At 64.5% G+C, this 19,327-nt stretch carries 23 protein-coding genes; 15 read left to right on the top strand and 8 right to left on the bottom strand.

Going from position 1 to position 19,327, the window contains the following annotated elements; all coding sequences use genetic code 11:
• Window positions 1-77: 77 nt before the first annotated feature.
• From XH83_RS30225 to XH83_RS30215, 3 genes are all read right to left on the bottom strand, one after another.
• Window positions 78-374 carry a hypothetical protein gene (locus XH83_RS30225; RefSeq protein WP_246776350.1) on the bottom strand — a complete coding sequence of 99 codons (297 nt, stop codon included), beginning with the start codon at window positions 372-374 and terminating at the stop codon, window positions 78-80.
• 265 nt (window positions 375-639) lie between these two features.
• Window positions 640-864: a hypothetical protein gene (locus tag XH83_RS30220; RefSeq protein WP_194404261.1), complete on the bottom strand. Its 225-nt coding sequence runs from the start codon at window positions 862-864 to the stop codon at window positions 640-642.
• A gap of 34 nt (window positions 865-898) precedes the next feature.
• On the bottom strand, window positions 899-1,141 hold the full coding sequence (locus XH83_RS30215) for a hypothetical protein (RefSeq protein ID WP_194404260.1): 243 nt from the start codon (window positions 1,139-1,141) through the stop codon (window positions 899-901).
• A gap of 142 nt (window positions 1,142-1,283) precedes the next feature.
• Between XH83_RS30215 and XH83_RS30210 the strand changes: the two genes are divergently transcribed.
• Both XH83_RS30210 and XH83_RS30205 read left to right on the top strand, forming a co-directional pair.
• A complete protein-coding gene (locus tag XH83_RS30210; protein ID WP_194404259.1) occupies window positions 1,284-1,709 on the top strand; it encodes a DUF5413 family protein in 426 nt (141 codons plus the stop codon).
• Between the two features lie 60 nt (window positions 1,710-1,769).
• Window positions 1,770-2,309 (top strand): DUF4112 domain-containing protein, encoded by a 540-nt coding sequence (locus XH83_RS30205; protein WP_194404258.1) that lies wholly within the window; start codon window positions 1,770-1,772, stop codon window positions 2,307-2,309.
• A 158-nt stretch (window positions 2,310-2,467) separates the two neighbouring features.
• Here the strand turns inward: XH83_RS30205 and XH83_RS30200 are convergent, their stop codons facing one another.
• From XH83_RS30200 to msrA, 4 genes are all read right to left on the bottom strand, one after another.
• Entirely contained in the window at window positions 2,468-2,761 is a 294-nt protein-coding gene (locus XH83_RS30200) for a hypothetical protein (protein WP_194404257.1), read from the bottom strand.
• Between the two features lie 213 nt (window positions 2,762-2,974).
• Window positions 2,975-3,136 carry a DUF3309 family protein gene (locus tag XH83_RS30195; RefSeq protein WP_194404256.1) on the bottom strand — a complete coding sequence of 54 codons (162 nt, stop codon included), beginning with the start codon at window positions 3,134-3,136 and terminating at the stop codon, window positions 2,975-2,977.
• A gap of 108 nt (window positions 3,137-3,244) precedes the next feature.
• Window positions 3,245-3,664 (bottom strand): peptide-methionine (R)-S-oxide reductase MsrB, encoded by a 420-nt coding sequence (msrB, locus tag XH83_RS30190; protein WP_194404255.1) that lies wholly within the window; start codon window positions 3,662-3,664, stop codon window positions 3,245-3,247.
• 30 nt (window positions 3,665-3,694) lie between these two features.
• Window positions 3,695-4,399, bottom strand: coding sequence for a peptide-methionine (S)-S-oxide reductase MsrA (gene msrA, locus XH83_RS30185; protein ID WP_194404254.1), 705 nt, complete (start codon window positions 4,397-4,399; stop codon window positions 3,695-3,697).
• Window positions 4,400-4,653: 254 nt separating this feature from the next.
• Here msrA and XH83_RS30180 point away from each other — a divergent pair, with 254 nt between their 5' ends.
• Window positions 4,654-6,330 (top strand): caspase family protein, encoded by a 1,677-nt coding sequence (locus tag XH83_RS30180; RefSeq protein ID WP_194404253.1) that lies wholly within the window; start codon window positions 4,654-4,656, stop codon window positions 6,328-6,330.
• Between the two features lie 10 nt (window positions 6,331-6,340).
• Here the strand turns inward: XH83_RS30180 and XH83_RS30175 are convergent, their stop codons facing one another.
• The gene (locus XH83_RS30175; RefSeq protein WP_194404252.1) at window positions 6,341-7,456 is read right to left on the bottom strand and encodes an ATP-dependent RecD-like DNA helicase; all 1,116 of its coding nucleotides are present in this window, start codon (window positions 7,454-7,456) and stop codon (window positions 6,341-6,343) included.
• 404 nt (window positions 7,457-7,860) lie between these two features.
• On the opposite strand from XH83_RS30175, the gene XH83_RS30170 reads away from it, so the two are divergent.
• From XH83_RS30170 to XH83_RS30115, 12 genes are all read left to right on the top strand, one after another.
• On the top strand, window positions 7,861-8,208 hold the full coding sequence (locus XH83_RS30170) for a 4Fe-4S dicluster domain-containing protein (RefSeq protein ID WP_194404251.1): 348 nt from the start codon (window positions 7,861-7,863) through the stop codon (window positions 8,206-8,208).
• Entirely contained in the window at window positions 8,201-8,536 is a 336-nt protein-coding gene (locus tag XH83_RS30165) for a chaperone NapD (protein WP_194404250.1), read from the top strand. The genes XH83_RS30170 and XH83_RS30165 overlap by 8 nt, the downstream gene beginning before the upstream one ends.
• Before the next feature lie 26 nt (window positions 8,537-8,562).
• Window positions 8,563-11,112, top strand: a complete 2,550-nt coding sequence (gene napA / locus XH83_RS30160) for a nitrate reductase catalytic subunit NapA (RefSeq protein ID WP_194404249.1) — start codon at window positions 8,563-8,565, stop codon at window positions 11,110-11,112.
• Window positions 11,113-11,131: 19 nt separating this feature from the next.
• Complete coding sequence (napG, locus tag XH83_RS30155; protein ID WP_194404248.1) at window positions 11,132-11,896, top strand: ferredoxin-type protein NapG; 765 nt, start codon at window positions 11,132-11,134, stop codon at window positions 11,894-11,896.
• Complete coding sequence (napH, locus tag XH83_RS30150) at window positions 11,893-12,837, top strand: quinol dehydrogenase ferredoxin subunit NapH (protein ID WP_194404247.1); 945 nt, start codon at window positions 11,893-11,895, stop codon at window positions 12,835-12,837. The genes napG and napH overlap by 4 nt, the downstream gene beginning before the upstream one ends.
• Window positions 12,834-13,301: a nitrate reductase cytochrome c-type subunit gene (locus XH83_RS30145; RefSeq protein WP_194404246.1), complete on the top strand. Its 468-nt coding sequence runs from the start codon at window positions 12,834-12,836 to the stop codon at window positions 13,299-13,301. Before napH ends, XH83_RS30145 begins: the two co-directional genes overlap by 4 nt.
• 7 nt (window positions 13,302-13,308) lie before the next feature.
• Window positions 13,309-14,025, top strand: coding sequence for a NapC/NirT family cytochrome c (locus XH83_RS30140; protein WP_194404245.1), 717 nt, complete (start codon window positions 13,309-13,311; stop codon window positions 14,023-14,025).
• 5 nt (window positions 14,026-14,030) lie between these two features.
• Window positions 14,031-14,627: a DUF2478 domain-containing protein gene (locus tag XH83_RS30135; RefSeq protein WP_194404244.1), complete on the top strand. Its 597-nt coding sequence runs from the start codon at window positions 14,031-14,033 to the stop codon at window positions 14,625-14,627.
• 118 nt (window positions 14,628-14,745) lie between these two features.
• Window positions 14,746-15,951, top strand: coding sequence for an LLM class flavin-dependent oxidoreductase (locus XH83_RS30130; RefSeq protein WP_194404243.1), 1,206 nt, complete (start codon window positions 14,746-14,748; stop codon window positions 15,949-15,951).
• Window positions 15,952-16,177: 226 nt separating this feature from the next.
• Complete coding sequence (locus tag XH83_RS30125; protein ID WP_194404242.1) at window positions 16,178-16,954, top strand: LuxR C-terminal-related transcriptional regulator; 777 nt, start codon at window positions 16,178-16,180, stop codon at window positions 16,952-16,954.
• Window positions 16,955-17,141: 187 nt separating this feature from the next.
• Window positions 17,142-18,026, top strand: coding sequence for an AraC family transcriptional regulator (locus tag XH83_RS30120; RefSeq protein WP_194404241.1), 885 nt, complete (start codon window positions 17,142-17,144; stop codon window positions 18,024-18,026).
• Window positions 18,027-18,224: 198 nt separating this feature from the next.
• Window positions 18,225-19,298: a sugar ABC transporter substrate-binding protein gene (locus tag XH83_RS30115; protein ID WP_194404240.1), complete on the top strand. Its 1,074-nt coding sequence runs from the start codon at window positions 18,225-18,227 to the stop codon at window positions 19,296-19,298.
• Window positions 19,299-19,327: the final 29 nt, after the last annotated feature.

The following is a 19,327-nucleotide window of genomic DNA, read 5'->3' as shown; positions in this document are numbered from 1 at the left end:
CCATTTGCAAGAATACCGTGCAGCACGATGGATTCCGGGCGCGACGCTGACGCGTCGCCCCGGAATGACGAGTGCAGCTACTGCGCCGCCGCTTCCCGCTTGCGCGATGAGGTGCCGGCAGCCGCTTCGCGGTCCATCACGGCGCGGCAGCCGGGGCTGACCTGCGCCTTGTTCCGCACCATGCAGGCTCTGACCCGCGGGATATCAGGGATTTCACTGGAGCACAGCCGCATCGCATCGCCCGTGCACATCTGCTGGGCTTCGGACGAGAAGGCGAGGCCGGGTGAGGTCTGGAGCGCGATGGCGGTGGTTGCGACGGCCAACAGCGAAGCGGTGGTCTTCAACAGCGAAGCGATGGTCTGAGTGCGTGTCATGCAGAATGGGTCCCCGATGTCCCTGGGCTTGAGCCACTTGGTTTTTGGGGCGCCGCACGCGACTTGATTTGCCGCATGTCACAGCCTTCACGCCGGGAACTCTGGTCCCGCATGTGGTCGCTCGATTTCTTGATTGTTCGAATCGAAAAGTGCTGCGCCGCCCGAGCGAAGTATGCGCCATTGCCGCGCGACCGCAATGGTCGGCACGAATGAAATTGCAGTTGTTGCGTGAACGTCACGCAGAAGGCGTGCGCGCGCGATCGGATCAGCCGATCGGAGTACGCGCCGCTTGTTCCACATCGCTCGCACCAAGCGCGGCGGCGTGTTCCTCGACGGCGGTGACGCCTTTGGCGGTGAGCTCGAACAGGTCACCGTCCTTCATCACATAGCCGTCGGCGATCAATTGCCCCATCTTGCCTTGCCGGTCGTCGGCGAAGGCAACGGACTGGCTGATGTCCCGCAGGATCGAGAGCTGTTCGTCGCGCAACATGGCTTCACTCTCCGTTCGCCGGGGACTGGGGTCCTCACATGCCGTGGCTCTGAAAAACCTTGCTGCACGACTTCGACAGCTTGGCCCGGTTGGCCTGCAGGCAGCCTTGCACCGCGCCGTCATTGCCGAGGTCCTTGCGGCAGAAGCGCGATGCGTCCCGCGAGCAGGCCTGCTGCTCCTGCGGCGAGCCCATGTGGCCTTGCGCGAGAGCAGATGCGTTCGGCAGGCCGCTCAGGGCCGCCAGCGTGATTGTCGCCAGGAGAAATTTGCGGGCCATCGGCGGCTCCAGTCTGCCAGGGATGATTCAGGTCCTGTCTGAACTCGTCGCCTTCTCACTTGTTCCCCCAAAGGCAGAGCCCGCCCCGCTATTCAAGGTTCCCGTGGCACTGCTATAACCACGGGACACGTGTGAGGGTTTGATGAAACGCTATCTGGTGTTTGCGCTGGTTGGCCCGTTCGTCGGCGGGTTCCTGCTGCTGCTGACGACGACCTATCAGTCCGGCTATTGGGCCCAGACCAGTCTCGGCGAGGTCGGCAAGCTGTTCGCGGTGTTCTTCAAGACCCTGCAATACAGCTACCTGTTCGGCGTCCTGCCCTCGCTGATGATCGGCGCGGTCGACGACATCCTGGTCCATATCAGGCGGATCGGCCCGGGCTTACGGATGCTGCTGGTCGGCCTGTTCGCGTTCGTGCTGGCCTCGCTCACCTACAGTTCGCGCGGGCCGGATTCGGGTGCGGTGCAGTTCATCCTGTACGGCCTCGTCGGGTTTGTACCGGCGGTGATTTCGTCCTGGCTCGTGCATAGATACATCAAGGAGCCGCAGGCGGTGGCGGCGCCGACCTGAGCGCGCGACGTTCGGGCGCGGCGCAGCAACTTCCGCCGCGCCGGTGCGTTCTTGAAGGCCATGACCATGTCCGACGACGATATCATCGCTCCGCGCAGGTCCCGTTCAGGGAGCGGTTCGCATGCGACCTCAGGCAAGGCGGCGCGCGGCCCGATCATCGACCAGGAGGGCCATGAGATCCGCCCCGAAACGCTTGAGCAGGGATTTCGCGAGTTTCGCTTCGACCTCGGGCAAGGCAATCCATTCGGCAATCTGACGCGCGAGCAACGGATCGCGCGGCTCGAGGCGATTGCAAAGCTGCTCGACGTCGCCTTCATCCTGCCCGGCACCAACATCCGCTACGGCATCGACGGCCTGATCGGTCTGATCCCCGTGGTCGGCGACATCATCACCACGGCGATCTCGCTGTGGCTGGTGCGCGAGGCCCGCGCGCTGGGCGCGCCCTGGTACCTCACCGCGCGCATGCTCGGCAACGTCGCGCTCGATGGCGTGGTCGGCATGGTGCCGTTCGCGGGCGACGCTTTCGACGTCATGTTCCGCGCCAACATGCGCAACGTGCGTCTGCTCCGCCGCTGGCTCGACAAGCAGCCGCGGATTTGAGAGCGTCGTTCTCCGTAATCGAACATGCCCGAATGGTCGTCATGCCCGGGCTTGTCCCTGGCCATGACGGCTGCGGAAACGCCGCGTTCAAAAACGCAAAAAGCGCGACAACCTTTCGGCCGTCGCGCCTTCTGCGCACATCGGAGGCTTGCGAAAACTTACGCCGCGTCGGCGTCGGTCTCTGCCGTCTGCGCCGGCTTGGGGCGGCGGGGCAGCGGGAAGGCTTCGCTCTCATAGAGCGAGCGGATGCCGTTCTGGTCGAAGCGCGCTTCCTCGACCTGGAGATAGGCGCCGTTCAGCGAATCCGTCGGCAACTGCTCCATCGCGAACTGCACGGCTTCGGCCGCGGTGCCGAACCGGCGATAAGTGAAGCCCGCACGCTTCTTCTTGCGGATCGCGGCGGGGAAGAGTTCGGCGGAGGTGTTGAAGTTGAACGGACGCAGTGGACGCATGGTCAAAGACCTCGTGATCTTCTCTGGGGCTTTAAGCGCGTGGGGTTTGGGAGGGCAGGGCCGCAATCGAGCGGGCCCGCCGCACATGCCATTTTCGCCCTCTAATATAGGCCGTTTTGACAAAAATGCGACCCCTGCGATGGGAGATGATGAATCCACGCATGGCAGCCCCGCAGCTGCAATAAATGTAGCAATTTCAATATTTTATATGATTTACAATTTTCCAAGAAGCAGCAGGACGACCAGCACCACGAGCACGACGCCCCCGATCCCCATGCCGGAATGGCCGAGGCCATAGCCATAACCGCCCATGCGGCCGGACAGGCCCCCGAGCAGATAAATGATCACCAGGATGATTAGGATGGTTCCGAGCATGGCTTCCTCCCTGGCGGCCGCCAAGATGCGATGATCGGCCGCACCGCCAGAGAAGAAAAGCACATCGGGCGGTCGGGTTCCATGAAGGAACCCGACCGCCCAGGCCGATTATTTCGGCTCCAGCTTCAGCGCCGCCGAATTGATGCAGTAGCGCAGGCCGGTCGGCCCCGGGCCGTCGGGAAAGACATGGCCAAGATGGCCGCTGCACTTGGAGCAGAGCACCTCGGTGCGGATCATGCCGTGGCTGGCATCCCGCTCCTCGTCGATATGGCTCTCGACGGCAGGCGCGGTGAAACTCGGCCAGCCGCAGCCGGAATCGAACTTGGCGTCTGACTCGAATAGCACATTGCCGCAGCCGGCGCAGACATAAGTGCCGGCGCGGTGGTCGTGCTCGTATTCGCCCGAGAAGGGACGCTCGGTCGCCTTCTCGCGCAGCACCGCGTACTGCATCGGCGACAATTCGCGCCGCCACTGCTCTTCGCTCTTGATGACCTTGTCGTCGGTGGTCTTCGTCTTGGTGTCGGGCATGGGTCTCCCGTTCTTGAAGTGATCTTGCGATCAGTTGGTGGCCTTGCTGGCACTGACCAGCGTCGGCTTTTCAATGTAGTTATCCGCGAACAGCTTTTTGAGGTTCTCGACCTTGGGCAGGTCGTTATAGGCGATGTAGGGCTGGTTCGGGTGCAGGGTCAGATAGTCCTGGTGGTAGGCCTCCGCCGGGTAGAACGCCTCCAGCGCGCCGACCTTGGTCACGATCGGCTTGCTGAAGACCTTGGCGCCGTTGAGTTGGGCGATATAGGCCTCCGCCACCTTCTTCTGTTCGTCCGAGGTGGTGAAGACGGCCGAGCGATATTGCGGGCCGACGTCGGGACCCTGGCGGTTGAGCTGGGTCGGGTCGTGCACCACCGAGAAGTAGATCTGGAGGATCTTGCCGTAGGAGATCTTCTTCGGGTCGTACTTGATCTCGACCGATTCGGCATGGCCGGTCCGGCCGCTCGAGACGGTCTGGTAGTCGGCGGTGGCCTTGGTGCCGCCGGCATAGCCGGAGACCGCATTGACGACGCCCGCGGTGTGCTGGAAGACACCCTGCACGCCCCAGAAGCAACCGCCAGCGACCACGGCGGTCTGGATCCCGCTCGCGGGGGCCGCATCCATGGCGGGGGCGGGAATCACGACCGCCTCCTCGGCGGCCCGGGACGGCGCCGCAAAGGTTAGCGAGAGGGCAGTGGTTGCGGCCAGCAGGGAGGCGAGGGCAGGTCGGCGCATGGCGGATCCTCTTTCGAAAGGTCTGACAGTCTAGGACGGTCGGGGCCGGACGAACAGTTGTCCGGCCCCTTTCGCATCATCCGAGGTACGGACGCAGCCGCCGAATGTTACGACGGGACGGACACGAGTCCGTGACGTGAGCCGCGCGGGGGGGGGCCAGCGCAACCTTGGCGAGGCCGGGAACTCCGCGTTAGATGAACCCGGGCGATCGATCATCGACTCAAGAAGAATTTGGCTGGAGCAGGCCTGACACCATGCTGCGCGTCGTTTCCCTGACCCTCGTCATCCTGGCCGCCGGCGTGCCGGGCGCGGCTGCCGACCCGCAGGCCGACGACCTCACCATCTGCCGTGACCGCCAAGCGGAAGCCCAGGCCCGCGCGAGCGCCTGCGAAAATCTGCTGAAGGCCGACAAGGTCAGTGGCAAGGACAAGGCGATCGCGCTCTCCGTGCGCGGAACCACGCAGCTCAACAAGCGCGACTACGACCACGCGATCGAGACCCTGTCCATCGCGCTCGATCTCGACCCGGACTACGTCATCGCCCTCAACCTGCGCGGCATCGCTTATGAGCGCAAGGGCCAGGACGACCTCGCCATGGCGGACTACAATCTCGCGCTTCAGAAGCGCCCGGCCTATGGCGTTCCCTACAACAACCGCGGCGTCATTCACGCACGCCGCGGCGCGCTGCAAAGCGCGATCGACGATTTCAGCCTGTCGATCAAGTACACGCCGAAATTCCTGCTGGCCTGGACCAACCGCGCCCGCGCGCGGACGCTGCTCAAGGATTTCGACGGCGCGATCGCCGACTTCGCCGAGGCCGAGAAGATCGACCCGGCCGCCCCGCAGATCGCCGGCAACCGCTGCGTCACCTACGGCATGATGAGGCAGTTCGACCAGGCCTTTGCCGACTGCAACCGCCTGATCGAGAAGCAGCCGACGAACGTGTTCGTGATCAACAATCGCGCCGATGTCAGCATGATGAAGGGCGACTTCGATGCCGCCCTGAAGGACTACAACGCGGCCCTCCAGATCAACCCGAACAATGTCCGTGCACATTCCGGCCGCGGCCAGGTCTACGAGCGCCGGAAGGACCTGGCGCAAGCCCGCGCCGACTATCGCGCCGCGGCCTATTCGCTGACGAAGTTCGACGACACCGAAGTTGCGCGCGCCCGCGCCATCGCGCAGGAGCGGCTCGCCGCGCTGACGCCGGGGAGCGCACCCACCGGCCGCCGCGTCGCGCTGGTGATCGGCAACGGCGCCTACAAGAACGTCCATGCTTTGCCCAATCCGCCGCGCGATTCCAGGCTGATCGCGAGTGTGCTGCGCGACGTCGGCTTCCAGACAGTGATGTCCGTCAGTGACCTCACCCGCGACAGGTTCTTCGACGCGTTGAAGGCCTTCGCGGAGGAAGCGGAGAAGGCCGACTGGGCCGTGGTCTATTACGCCGGCCACGGCTTCGAGATCGGCGGGGTGAACTATCTCGTTCCCGTCGACGCCAAGCTCGCCGCCGACAAGGACGCCGAGGCGCAGGCGGTCGCCCTCGAGCAGGTCATCGCCGCGGTCGGCGCCGCGCGAAAGATGCGCCTGGTGGTTCTCGACGCCTGCCGCGACAATCCGTTCGCGCCGACCATGCAGCGCACGCTGTCGCTGAAGCTGGTCGACAAGGGCTTTTCCAACATCGAGCCCGGTGCCGGCTTCATGGTTGTCTACGCCGCCAAGCACGGCGAGACCGCGATGGACGGCGACGGTGCCGCCAACAGCCCGTTCGCTACTGCGCTGGCCCGCGAGATCAAGCAGCCCCGCGTCGAGATCAGAAAGCTGTTCGACATCATCCGCGACGACGTCTGGGCCGCGACCAAGCACGAGCAGCAGCCCTTCACCTACGGCTCGCCGCCGGGACGCGAGGATTTTTACTTCGTGGCGGGGAAATGACGGAGTGGCTTTACACCACGATACTCAATCGTTTCGCCGCCCGCGTGATGCCCGTGTATAGCCACCGCGCCCGCGAATCCTGGAACGCAAAGCTCTCGTCGAACAGCACGACGTCGTCCCATTGCGAGCCCTGCGACTTGTGCACGGTGAGCACGTAGCCGTAGTCGAACTCGTCGTACGGCTTACGCTGCTCCCAGGCGATCTGCTCGATGCCGCCTTCGAAGCAATCGGCGCGCACCGAGACCTTGGTCACCTTGTGGCCGAAATCCTCGTCCGGCGACAGCCGCATCGAGAGAATGCGGGACTTCGAGCGCGAGGTGTTGCGCGACTTCACCCGCCACAGACCGCCGTTGAACAGGCCCTTCTTGCGGTTGTTGCGCAGGCACACCAGCTTGTCGCCGGCGACCGGAAAGGCGTCCTCGATGTTCTGGCGCTGCCGCACCCGCATGTTGTAGGCGCGGCGGGTGTTGTTGCGGCCGACCAGGACCTGGTCCGCGCCCATGACCCGGTCAGGATCGAGCTCCTTGCGCGAGACCACCTCGCTCTCGCCGTAGCGGCCGATGTCGAGCTCGCGGCCTTCGCGGACGTCCATCGACATCCGCACGATCGGATCGTCCTGCGCCTGGCGGTGCACCTCGGTCAGCATCGCATCGGGTTCGGTGTTGGTGAAGAAGCCGCCGCCCTGGATCGGCGGCAGCTGCGCGGGATCGCCCAGAACCAGCAGCGGGCAGTCGAACGACATCAGGTCGCGCCCCAATTCGGCGTCGACCATCGAACATTCGTCGATCACGATCAGCTTCGCCTTCGAAGCCGGCGCGTCGTCCCACAGCTCGAAGCTCGGCTGCTCCTCGCCGGATTCGCGGGCGCGGTAGATCAGCGAATGGATGGTGGAGGCGTCGTCGCAGCCCTTGTTGCGCATGACGAGGGCGGCCTTGCCGGTGAACGCGGCGAATTTCACCTCGCCGTCGACGCCTTCGGCGATGTGCCGGGCCAGCGTCGTCTTGCCGGTCCCGGCGAAGCCGAACAGGCGGAACACCGGCGGCGTGCCGTTACGGCCGGGCTTGGCCTTGAGCCAGTCGCCGACGGCCTTGAGCGCGGCATCTTGATGCGGGGTGAAGCTTGCCATTGTTGTCTTGAGAAAGGGGCGACGCGCGGCGATTCGCCGCTCTCCAAGGTAACCATTCGACCCGTCCTTTCAAGGCGGATGCGGCCCCGAGAATCGAGGCCGGCAGCGCTTCCTGGTCGTGCCTTCTCGGCGCGTGAATCGGCTTCGTCGGCTCAAACATGAAAGCCGGGTAAACGCCCTGATCGATTGGCGCAATTTCACACCGCAATGGACGCGCGGGTTAATCGTTCGTTGCGCGCAATGACGATGCGGTCTTGATCTAGCGCAATGCGATCTGGACAGCACGAACCTATGGTCCGCAGCGGTGACAATGGCGTCGACCGAGGTGTGCCCGATGGGGCGCATTCTCCTGGAAAATTCCTGAACACGGGGCTGCCCGTGGGGATTTGGATATGCCGAGACCAATGTCACGACGCTCGCTGTTTTCTGCCGTTCTGCCTTTCGCATCCGGCCGCGACGCACTTGCGCCGCAGCTGGAAGAGACGCGCCCCGAACAGGTGGCGACGGTCTCCAGCGCGAGCGCCTGCGTCGAAAGACACGGCGTGGTCTGTCGCCGTTGCGTCGAAGCCTGTGAGCATTCCGCCATCCGCATTCTCGCGCGCGAGAAGCTGGGCGCCGTGATCGATGCTGCGGCCTGCACCGGCTGCGGCGACTGCATCCCGGTCTGCCCGGTCGAAGCCATCGCGCTCGCGCCGCGGGACCGCATCGCGCTCGTATCCGAACTTGCAAACCTGGTCGTGCACAATGGCTGAAGCCACCAACATCTGCGGCGTTGCCGTCTATCTCGCACCGAATGCGGAGCGCGATCTGACGGACCGGATTCTGGCGCTGCCCGGCGTCGAGCTGGAGGCCGCATCCGGCGAAAGCCGACTCGCGCTGACCGTGATCGACACGCCGGCCTCGCTGGCGATCGACCAGATCGCCGCCATGCATCGTCTACCCGGCGTCGTCAGTGCCTCGCTGATCTTTCACGCATTCGATACGGCCGATGACGAGAGCGCCGTCGAGACCGAGCCGTCCGCGTGCTGCGGCGGCACCTGCCAGAATTCCGGCGCGCATGCGCGCGCTTCCGCAATTTGAGATTCGTTGAGCCGGAGAGACCGACGATGGTTACGAAACTGACGAACGGAAATGAAGCCACGGCGACGCGCCGCGATGCGCTGAAGGCAGCTGCAGCGGTTGCTGCCGCCTCGACGATCGGGGTCACGCTGCCGGAAGCGGCGACTGCCCAGCCGGGCAAGACCGACGGCATCCGCTGGGACAAGGGCGTGTGCCGCTTCTGCGGCACCGGCTGCGGCGTGATCGTCGGCACCAAGAGCGGCAAGGTCGTGGCGACGCAGGGCGATCCCGATGCGCCGGTCAATCGCGGCCTCAACTGCATCAAGGGCTACTTCCTGTCCAAGATCATGTACGGCGAGGATCGGCTCACCCAGCCGATGCTGCGCATGAAGAACGGCAAGTTCGACAAGAACGGCGACTTTACGCCGATCTCCTGGGACGCGGCCTTCACGCTCATGGCCGAGAAGTGGAAGATGGCGTTGAAGGCGGGCGGTCCGTCGACCGTCGGAATGTTCGGCTCGGGCCAGTGGACGATCTGGGAAGGCTATGCCGCCGCCAAGCTGTACAAGGCCGGCTTCCGCAGCAACAACCTCGATCCGAACGCGCGTCACTGCATGGCCTCGGCCGTCACCGGCTTCATGCGCACCTTTGGCATCGACGAGCCGATGGGCTGCTATGACGATATCGAGCATGCCGATGCGTTCGTGCTCTGGGGCTCGAACATGGCGGAGATGCATCCGATCCTGTGGTCGCGCCTCACCGATCGCCGGCTGACCCATGAAGGCTGCGAGGTCCACGTGCTCTCGACCTTCGAGCACCGCTCGTTCGAGCTCGCCGACAATCCGCTGGTGTTCACGCCGCAGAGCGACATGGCGATCCTCAACTACATCCAGAACTACATCGTCAATTCCGGCGCGGTGAACAAGGACTTCGTCGAGAAGCACGTCGAGTTCGCATCCACCGTGACCGACATTGGCTACGGGCTGCGTCCGACCCACGCGCTCGAGGTGAAGGCGGTCAACGCCTCGCACAAGGCCGGCAAGGACGGTGCGCTCGATCCGGCCGGCTTCAAGGACAAGATCGGGTTCGAGGAGTACAAGAGGCTGCTTGAGCCCTATACGCTCGACTACGCCCACAAGATGTCGGGCGTTCCGAAGGAGAATCTCGAGCGGCTCGCAAAACTCTACGCCGATCCCAAGAAGAAGGTCATCTCCTACTGGACGATGGGCTTCAACCAGCATGCGCGCGGCACGTGGGTCAATAACATGATCTACAACGTGCACTTGCTGGTCGGTAAGATTTCCGAGCCCGGCAACGGCCCGTTCTCGCTGACCGGCCAGCCATCGGCCTGCGGCACCGCGCGCGAGGTCGGCACCTTCGCGCATCGCCTGCCCGCCGACCTGGTCGTCACCAACCCGAAGCACCGCGAGACGGCCGAGAAGGTGTGGCAGCTTCCCGAGGGCACCATCCCGGGCAACATCGGCTACCACGCCGTGCTGCAGAACCGGATGCTGAAGGACGGCAAGCTGAACGCCTATTGGGTTCAGTGCAACAACAACATGCAGACGGCCCCGAACATGAATGAGGAGGGCTATCCCGGTTATCGCAATCCGGCGGCCTTCGTCGTCGTTTCCGATCCCTATCCGACCGTGACCACGCTGGCCGCGGACCTCATCCTGCCGACGGCGATGTGGATGGAGAAGGAGGGCGCCTATGGCAATGCCGAGCGGCGCACCCAGTTCTGGCGCCAGCAGGTGAAGGCGCCGGGCGAGGCGCGCTCGGATCTCTGGCAGGTGATGGAGTTCTCCAAGTACTTCAAGATCGAGGAGGTCTGGCCGGAGGAATTGATCGCCAAGAAACCGGAAGTACGCGGCAAGACGCTGTTCGACGTGCTCTATGCCAACAGCGAGGTGAACAAGTTTCCGATCACCGAATGCCAAAAGGGCTTCGAGAATTCGGAGAGCGCTGCCTTCGGCTTTTACGTGCAGAAGGGCCTGTTCGAGGAGTACGCGAAGTTCGGCCGCGGCCACGGCCACGATCTCGCGGATTTCGAGCAATATCACCAGGCGCGCGGCCTGCGCTGGCCCGTCGTCAACAACAAGGAGACGCTGTGGCGCTTCCGCGAGGGCTATGATCCCTACGTCAAGCCGGGCGAAGGCGTGTCGTTCTACGGCAAGCCGGACAAGAAGGCGCGTATCATCTTCTGCCCGTTCGAGCCGGCGGCCGAAACGCCCGACAAGGAGTTCGATCTGTGGCTGTGCACCGGCCGCGTGCTGGAGCACTGGCATTCCGGCTCGATGACGCGCCGCGTGCCCGAGCTGCACCGTGCCGTGCCGGCCGCGACGCTGTTCATGCATCCGGATGACGCGGCCGAGCGCAAGCTGCTGCGCGGCCAGCCGGTCAAGATCCAGACGCGCCGCGGCGAAGTGGTCACGCGGGTCGAGACCAAGGGACGCAACAAGCCGCCGCGTGGCCTCGTCTACTTCCCGTTCTTCGACGAAAGCCAGCTCGCAAACCAGCTCACGCTCGATGCGACCTGCCCGATCTCGAAGGAGACCGACTTCAAGAAGTGCGCCTGCCGCGTGACGTCAGCCTAAACCCCTCGATGGACGAGCCATGTCGGATTCCAGCTCAGGCATCCCGCGCGATCCGCGCCGCCGCAAGGCGCTGCAGGATATGACGCGTTTCGGCGGCGGCGCAGCCGTCGCCGCAACGATGCTGACTGGATTCGGCGTGTCTTCGCGGGCCAGACCTGCGCAGGCGCTGCGGCCTCCGGGCGCGTTGCCCGAGAAGGATTTCTTGGCGGCCTGCGTCCGTTGCGGCCTTTGCGTCCGCGACTGCCCCTACGACACCCTGAAGCTCGCGGACTGGGCTGACGGTCCCGCATTGGGCACGCCGTTCTTCCAGGCGCGCAACGTCCCCTGCGAGATGTGCGACACCATTCCCTGCGTCGAGGCCTGCCCGACCGGGGCCCTCCAGCATGCGCTGACGGACATCGCCAAGGCCAAGATGGGCGTCGCCGTGATCACGAGCCGCGAGACCTGCCTCAATCTGCAGGGTTTGCGCTGCGACGTCTGCTATCGGGTCTGTCCGGCCATCGACAAGGCGATCACGCTCGAAGTTTCGCACAACGCGCGCACGACCAAGCATGCGATCTTCGAGCCCGTCGTTCACGCCGAATATTGCACCGGTTGTGGCAAGTGCGAGAAGTCCTGCGTGCTGACCGAGTCCGCGATCAAGGTGCTGCCGATCGAAGTCGCCGCGCTGAAGCAGGACGAGCACTACAAGCGCGGCTGGGAAGAGAAGACCAAAGCCGGCGGAGCCCTCGTCGATGCGCCGCTCAAGCTGCCGGTGCGCAGACCCGAGGGAGGCGTGCCATGACGGCGAATGCCAGACCCTATGTCGAAGCGCGCGCGCAGAAAGGGCTTTGGGCCGCCTCGCGGTTTCTCGTGCTGCGCCGGACCAGCCAGCTGGTCTTCCTCGCATTGTTCCTGTCGGGACCGCTTCTCGGCGTCTGGATCGCCAAGGGCACGCTGGCCTCGTCCATGACCCTCGGCACGCTGCCGCTGACCGATCCTTTCGTCTTCCTGCAGTCGCTCGCGGCGCGCCATTGGCCCGAGGGCCTCTCGGTGATCGGCGCGGCCATCGTGCTCGCCTGCTATCTCCTGTTCGGCGGCCGGACCTATTGCTCCTGGGTCTGCCCGATCAATCCGGTGACCGATCTGGCCGCCTGGTTGAGGCGGCGGCTTAACATCACCTTCACGGCCAAGATCCGCCCGGACCTCAGGCTCTACTTCGTCGGCGCAGTGCTCGCGGCCTCGGCGCTGTCAGGGTCGATCGCCTGGGAGCTGATCAACCCGGTGACGGCGCTGCATCGCGCGCTGGTGTTCGGGCTCTGGTTCGGCGCCGGCGGAACGGCGGCGATCTTCGTGTTCGACCTGCTCGTCGCCAAGCACGGCTGGTGCGGTCATCTCTGCCCCGTCGGCGCGTTCTACGGTCAGATCGGCAAGGTCGCGCTGCTGCGCGTTACGGCCGACAACCGTGCGGCCTGCAACGACTGCATGGATTGCTTTGCCGTCTGTCCGGAGCCGCACGTCATCAGCCCCGCGCTCAGGGGCGAGCGCACCGGCGCCACGCCTGTCATCACCGCGGGCGACTGTACGGTCTGCGGCGCCTGTATCGACGTCTGCTCCAAGCAGGTCTTCCATCTCGGTCTGCGCGGCCGCAATGCGGTGCGCCCTGACCCCTCCATGACCGCGCCATCGCCAGCGGCGCGCGTCGTCACTTCCCAGCCGGCCGTCCTTGAAAGGGACCTTCCATGACGTTTGTTCGACTGATTCCGTTGATTGCGGTGGCGGCCGTGACCGTCGCACTTGCAATTCCGTTCGCGGCGTCGGGCCCGCTTGCGCAAGAAGCCAAGCCGGTCAAGGCGTTGCGCGAGGCCCCGCTGACCGAAATGTCGGCGCCGCCCGACGTGACCAAGCAGTCCGTGCCGGCGAGCGGCTTCGAGCGCGCCTATCGCCAGCAGCCGCCGCTGATCCCTCACAAGGTCGACGGCTACCAGATCACCACGCAGAACAACGCGTGCATGGGCTGCCACGACTGGCCCGGTAATACGCGTGTCAACGCGCCGAAGATCTCGGAAACGCATTACGTCGACCGCCAGGGCGTGCGGCTCGATAAGGTCGCCGGCACGCGCTACTTCTGCCAGCAATGCCACGTGCCGCAGGCCGATGCGAAGCCGCTGGTCGGCAACATCTTCCAGAACGCGACGCAGGCGAAGTGAGGCTGACATGCAGGACTCCAGCACTTCTGCCGCAATAGCCGCCGCACGGCCGGGACGCCTGAAGCGGCTGTGGCGATGGTTCTTCTCGCCGACGGCGCGCTATGCCTGGGGACTGATCGTCGTCGTCGCGTTCGCCGCCGGCGTCCTGTTCTGGGGCGGCTTCAACTGGGCGATGGAGATGACGAACAACGAGCAGTTCTGCATCTCCTGTCACGAGATGAAGGAAAACGTCTATCTCGAATACCGCAACACGGTTCACTATTCGAACCGCACCGGCGTTCGCGCCAGCTGTCCGGATTGCCACGTGCCGAAGGAATGGGGACACAAGGTCGTCCGCAAGATCCAGGCTTCCAACGAGGTGCTGCACAAGATCCTCGGCACCATCGGCACGCCGGAGAAGTTCAACGCGCACCGTATCGACCTTGCCAAGAGCGTGTGGCGCGGCATGAAGACGACGGATTCGCGTGAATGCCGCAACTGCCACAAGTTCGACCACATGGAGTATGCGGTGCAGGAGCCGCGCGCCTCCAAGCTGCACCAGACTGCGTTCGCGCAAGGCAAGACCTGCATCGATTGCCATCAGGGCATCGCGCACAAGCTGCCGCCCAAGGCGCAGGAGGGATATCGCGACATGCTCGATCATATCGACGAGGTCGGCCCAGTGCAGCGCATGATCGACTTCCTGCAGGATGCCGACGTCGCCAAGGCAAAGGCGGCGAGGTGATGGACATGCTCCAGCATTCTCGCGATACGGCGGATAGCGCCGCAAGGCCTTTTGCCGCCATCAGCGTTGCCTTGGTCTATGATTCGGGTCCCGCCGTGAACCGGTGGTTCTCAGGTCTCGTCACCGAGCTCCGCCGCTCCGGCAAGAGCCTGGCCGGCCTGATCCAGGAGGACGTGCCCCAGCCCGGTCGCACACGCTGCGACATGGTTCTGCACGAGCTCGCCACCGGCCGGTCGATGTCGATCTCCGAGGACCTCGGCGCGGGCGCGACCTCCTGCCGTCTGTCGACGCCGCGCCTGCTCGAGGCGGCGCAACTTGTCGAGGCCCAGCTCGCCGACGCCGAGATCGTCTTTCTCAACAAGTTCGGCAAGGCCGAGGCGGAAGGCGGGGGCTTGCGCGACCTGATCGCCCATTGCATCGAGTCCGGCAAGAGCCTCGTGATCGGCGTTCCCAGCGGCAACCTCAAGGCTTGGACGGATTTCTGCGGCGAGTATTTCAGGACGGTCGAGGTGACGGCAGAGCCGCACCACGACGCGATCGCGGCGCTTGCAGCTCTGCTCGGTCAGCATCCGCTCGGCAGCGAGCATCTGCAAATGGTCTGAGTCTGCGCGCCGGCGCGATCCCTGTTCTTCCACGTCGCGGAATGACGTCGTGGTGGACAGGATCGCCTCGCTCAATACAATGCCCGCAACAACAAGACAGTAGCGGGAGAGCGACGCCATGAAGTTCGGCATCTTCTACGAGCTGCAACTGCCGCGGCCCTGGGTGGCCGGCGACGAGCTCGCCCTCTATCAGAACGCGCTCTCGCAGATGGAGCTCGTCGACAAGCTCGGCTACGACCATGCCTGGGTCGTCGAGCATCACTTCCTCGAGGAATATTCGCACTCGCCCTCGCCCGAATCCTTCCTCGCGGCGGCCAGCCAGCGCACGAAGAACATCCGGCTCGGCCACGGCATCCTCCAGCTCACCACCAACCATCCGGCGCGCGTCGCCGAGCGTGTCGCGGTGCTCGATCTGCTTTCGAACGGCCGCTGCGAGTTCGGCATGGGCGAGAGTGCGTCCATCACCGAGCTGACGCCGTTCGGCCGCGACATGGAGACCAAGAAGGAGGTGTTCGAGGAGGCGGTCGCCGCGATCTTCCCGATGTTCAAGGACGCTGGCAGCGAGCATCACGGCAAGTATTTCGATATCCCCTTGCGCAACGTCGTGCCGAAACCGGTGCAGAAGCCGCATCCGCCGCTGTGGATGGCGTGCTCGCAGCTGCCGACCATCGAGCGTGCCGGCCGTCACGGCTTTGGCGCGCTCGGCTTCCAGTTCGTCAGCGCCGACGCCGCGCACGCCTGGGTGCACGCCTATTACAACGCCATGACCAAGCGGCTGCACAAGCTCGCCGACTACGAGATCAACCCCAACATGGCGCTGGTCTCGTTCTTCATGTGCGCCAAGACCGACGAGGAAGCGCGGGCGCGCGCGGACGGTGCCACCTTCTTCCAGTTCGCGCTGCGCTTCTACGGCGCCTCGCAGAACCGCCAGCGGCCCGCGCCCTACACCGTCAACATGTGGGACGAGTACAACAAGTGGAAGCGCGACAATCCCGAGGCGCAGGAGGCGGCGCTGCGCGGCGGCCTGATCGGCTCGCCCGAAACCATCCGCAAGAAGCTGAAGCGCTTCCAGTCCTCGCATATCGACCAGGTCATCCTGCTCAACCAGGCCGGCAAGAACAGCCATGAGCACATCTGCGAATCGCTCGAGCTGTTCGGCCGCGAGGTGATGCCGGAGTTCCAGAGCGATCCGGCGCAGGCCGAATGGAAGCAGGGCGTGATGAGCGGCGAGATCGAGCTGGAAGAGATCGACACGCAGGCCTTCACCGACCGCTACGGCAAGCTCGCCATCAACGTCGCCCCGGCGAAGGCGGCGGCGGGGTAGGGAGCTGTGCGCCTCCGATGGGCCCAGGCTCAGCAGCGCACCGCCGAAATGGCGCTGCGCTGCGTCCGGGGCACGAGACCGACAGTGGGGCAGGTGTCCCGGACGCGCCGCAGCGCGTAGCGCTGCCGCGCAGAGCCGGGACCAAGAAGTGGCAGGCGCGTCCGACTTTCAGTCAAATCCCATCACTGCTATCCTCGCGCAAGAGAACGTCTGGCGGAGGAAACCAATGCGGCCCGAAGGGATGGCCTCGAATCTGGCGGCCGGCGACGTCACGCCGGCGGTGCTCGCCATCGGTCGCCCCGACTTTCCGAACGTCCTCATCGACACGCTGCGCCGCCACGCCGATGTCGGCCATTGCATGGTGTTCGCGCTGGATCGCGCCGGGGCCGCGTCCTGCCTGCTCGATGCCGGCAACATCCCGATCGGCGGCGACCTCGGCGCGGCCTATGCCGGCCAGTTCCACGAATCCGATCCCAATCGCGACGCGCTGTTCGAAGGCGAGGGCGGCGGGCCGATCATGCTGCCGGCATTCGCGCCGCGGAAGTATGGCGCGCGCTACCGGAAGATCTTCTTCCACGATTCCGGAATCGTCGACAAATGCGCCACCGCGATCTGGGCCGGCGACACCTGCTTCTACGTCAACTTCTATCGCATCGCGGCCCAGGGCCGCTTCACCGCCGCGCAGCGCGAACGGCTTCAGGCGATTGCACCGGCGGTCGGCGCAAGCGTTGCGCGCCATTTTCAGCAGAAGGCGACGCCCGAACAGTCTCTCGCCACATTGTTCGCGACCCGTGCTCCGCTTGCTTCTCTCACGCCGCGCGAGCAGGAGGTCTGCCGGCGCATCCTCGCGGGTTTCAGCTCCGAGGCGATCTCACAAGGACTCGGCATCAGCGTGCATTCGACGCTGACCTACCGCAAGCGCGCCTATCAGCGGCTCGGCATCTCCTCGCAGGGCGAGCTGTTTGCGATCGTGCTGCAGCTGCTGACGCGCAGCCTGAACTGAGCCACCTCCTCGACGTCAGCGACGTCTGCTTCCGCCTGTCAAAAAAGTATCAGTTGCACATTCAAATCGTGGTGGCGTGCGGGGGTACCGGTCGTTACTCTCGCGGGGAGAGGAAGCGCTGAGCAAATTCAGCCGATAGGGAACAGGGGCGGTCATTGCAAACCGCACCGGCCTGAAGGGAGCGGATATGGAACCGGACCTGGAAGTTGTCCAGATACGGCGCGGCGAGTCGTTCAAGGCGTGGTCGCACGGCTACCCATTCCACACGGTCCGCTGGCATTTCCATCCCGAATACGAGCTTCATCAGGTCGTGGCGACCAGCGGTCGCTATTTCGTCGGCGACTTCATCGGCGAATTCGAGCCGGGCAATCTCGTGCTCACCGGTCCCAATCTGCCGCACAATTGGGTGAGCGATCTGCCGGCGGGGGGCACCATTCCGCTGCGCGGGCGCATCCTCCAGTTCAGCGAAGAGTTTATCGGTGACATGATGAAGGTCATGCCCGAACTGTCGGGCCTCGCCACGCTGCTCGAATTCTCCCGCCGCGGCGCGCTCTTCACCCGCTCGACCAGCGACAAGCTCGCCCCGCTGATGGAAGAGATCGTGACGGCGAACGGCGTGCGCCGGATCGAGCTGTTCCTGATGATCCTGGGAACGCTCAGCCGCGCCCGAAATTCGCGCCCGCTTTCCAGCCCGAATTATCTGCCCGACCCGTCCGGATACATGTCTGCGGGCATGAACAAGGCGCTCGCGTTCATCCGGCAGAACCTGACGCAGCCGTTCGGTGAAGCCGAACTCGCGGCCATCGCCGGTCAGTCGCAGAGCGCGTTTTCGCGCTCCTTCCGCCGGCACACCGGCATGTCACTGGTGCAATACGTCAAGCGCCTGCGCATCAATCTCGCCTGCCAGATACTGATGAGCGACGAGCAGGCGTCCATCACGGACATCTGCTTCGAGGTCGGCTTCAACAATCTCTCCAATTTCAACCGGCAGTTCTTGGCCGAGAAAGGCATGCCGCCTTCGCGCTTCAGGCGATTGCTCGCGCAAAACAGCGATACGGCGCGCGCTGCCTAGCCGGCGAAAAGCAAAGGAGGACGACCAACGGGAAGAAGAACGTGGGCATGCCGATGGCAGCCCGCGACAGGAATCGCTTGTCCAGGAGTTTCGCGCGGCTTCGCAGCGCTAGCACTTGTCTCCGCCGGCAAGGGAAGCAGCGATTGCTCATCTTTAGGGATCAACCACAGCACTCCAGTTCTGGAAAGGAAAGTCCGAATGAAAAGCCTCTCCCCGAAATATGCGGGCACACTTGCTCTGGCCCTGTCGCTGCTCGGCACGACGGCCATGCTCTCGCAGGCCGCCGAGGTGAAGGACGCCACCGTTGCCTTCCTGATGCCGGACCAAGCCTCCACCCGTTACGAACAACACGATTATCCGGGGTTCGCCGCGGAGATGAAGAAACTCTGCGAGAGCTGCAAGGTGATCTACCAGAACGCCAGCGCGGATGCGGCGCGGCAGCAGCAGCAGTTCAACTCGGTGATCTCGCAGGGCGCCAAGGTGATCGTGCTCGATCCCGTCGACTCCACCGCCGCGGCCTCCCTGGTCAAGATGGCACAATCGCAGGGCATCAAGGTCATTGCCTATGACCGGCCGGTTCCCGACGCCAAGGTCGATTTCTACGTCTCCTTCGACAATCAAGCCATCGGCAAGGCCATCTCCGAATCGCTCGTCAAGCATCTCAAGGCCGCCAATGTCACGGCGAAGGAGGGCGAGGGCGTGCTTGAAATCAACGGATCGCCGACCGATGCCGCTGCGGGACTCATCAAGAAGGGTATCCATGAGGGCCTTGATAAGAGCGGCTATCCCATTCTCGCCGAATACGACACGCCGGACTGGGCGCCGCCGAAGGCACAGCAATGGGCGAGCGGCCAGGTCACCCGCTTCGGCAAGAAGATCCTCGGCGTCGTGGCCGCCAATGACGGCACGGGCGGCGGCGCAATTGCCGCTTTCAAGGCCGCAGGCATCGATCCGGTACCGCCGGTTACGGGCAACGATGCGACGATTGCCGCGCTTCAGCTCGTCATCGCCGGCGATCAGTACAACACGATCTCAAAGCCCAGCGAGATCGTGGCCGCTGCCGCGGCCCAGGCGGCGGTGAAGTTCCTCTCCGGCGAGACGCCCAAGGCGGAAACCACGCTTTTCAATGCGCCGTCGAAGCTGTTTGTGCCGGCGGTCGTCACGCAGGAGAACCTGAAGGCGGAGATCATCGACAAGAAGATCCAGACGGCAGACCAGCTCTGCACGGGCCGATATGCCGCGGGTTGCAAGAAGCTCGGCATCACGCAGTAAACTGTGTTCGTCCCGGCCGCTCGGGCGGC

It is taken from the genome of Bradyrhizobium sp. CCBAU 53351 (assembly GCF_015291745.1).
Lineage (GTDB): Bacteria > Pseudomonadota > Alphaproteobacteria > Rhizobiales > Xanthobacteraceae > Bradyrhizobium.
The sequence above is the reverse complement of the archived record's forward strand: the minus strand, read 5'-3'. Positions and strand labels throughout refer to the sequence as shown.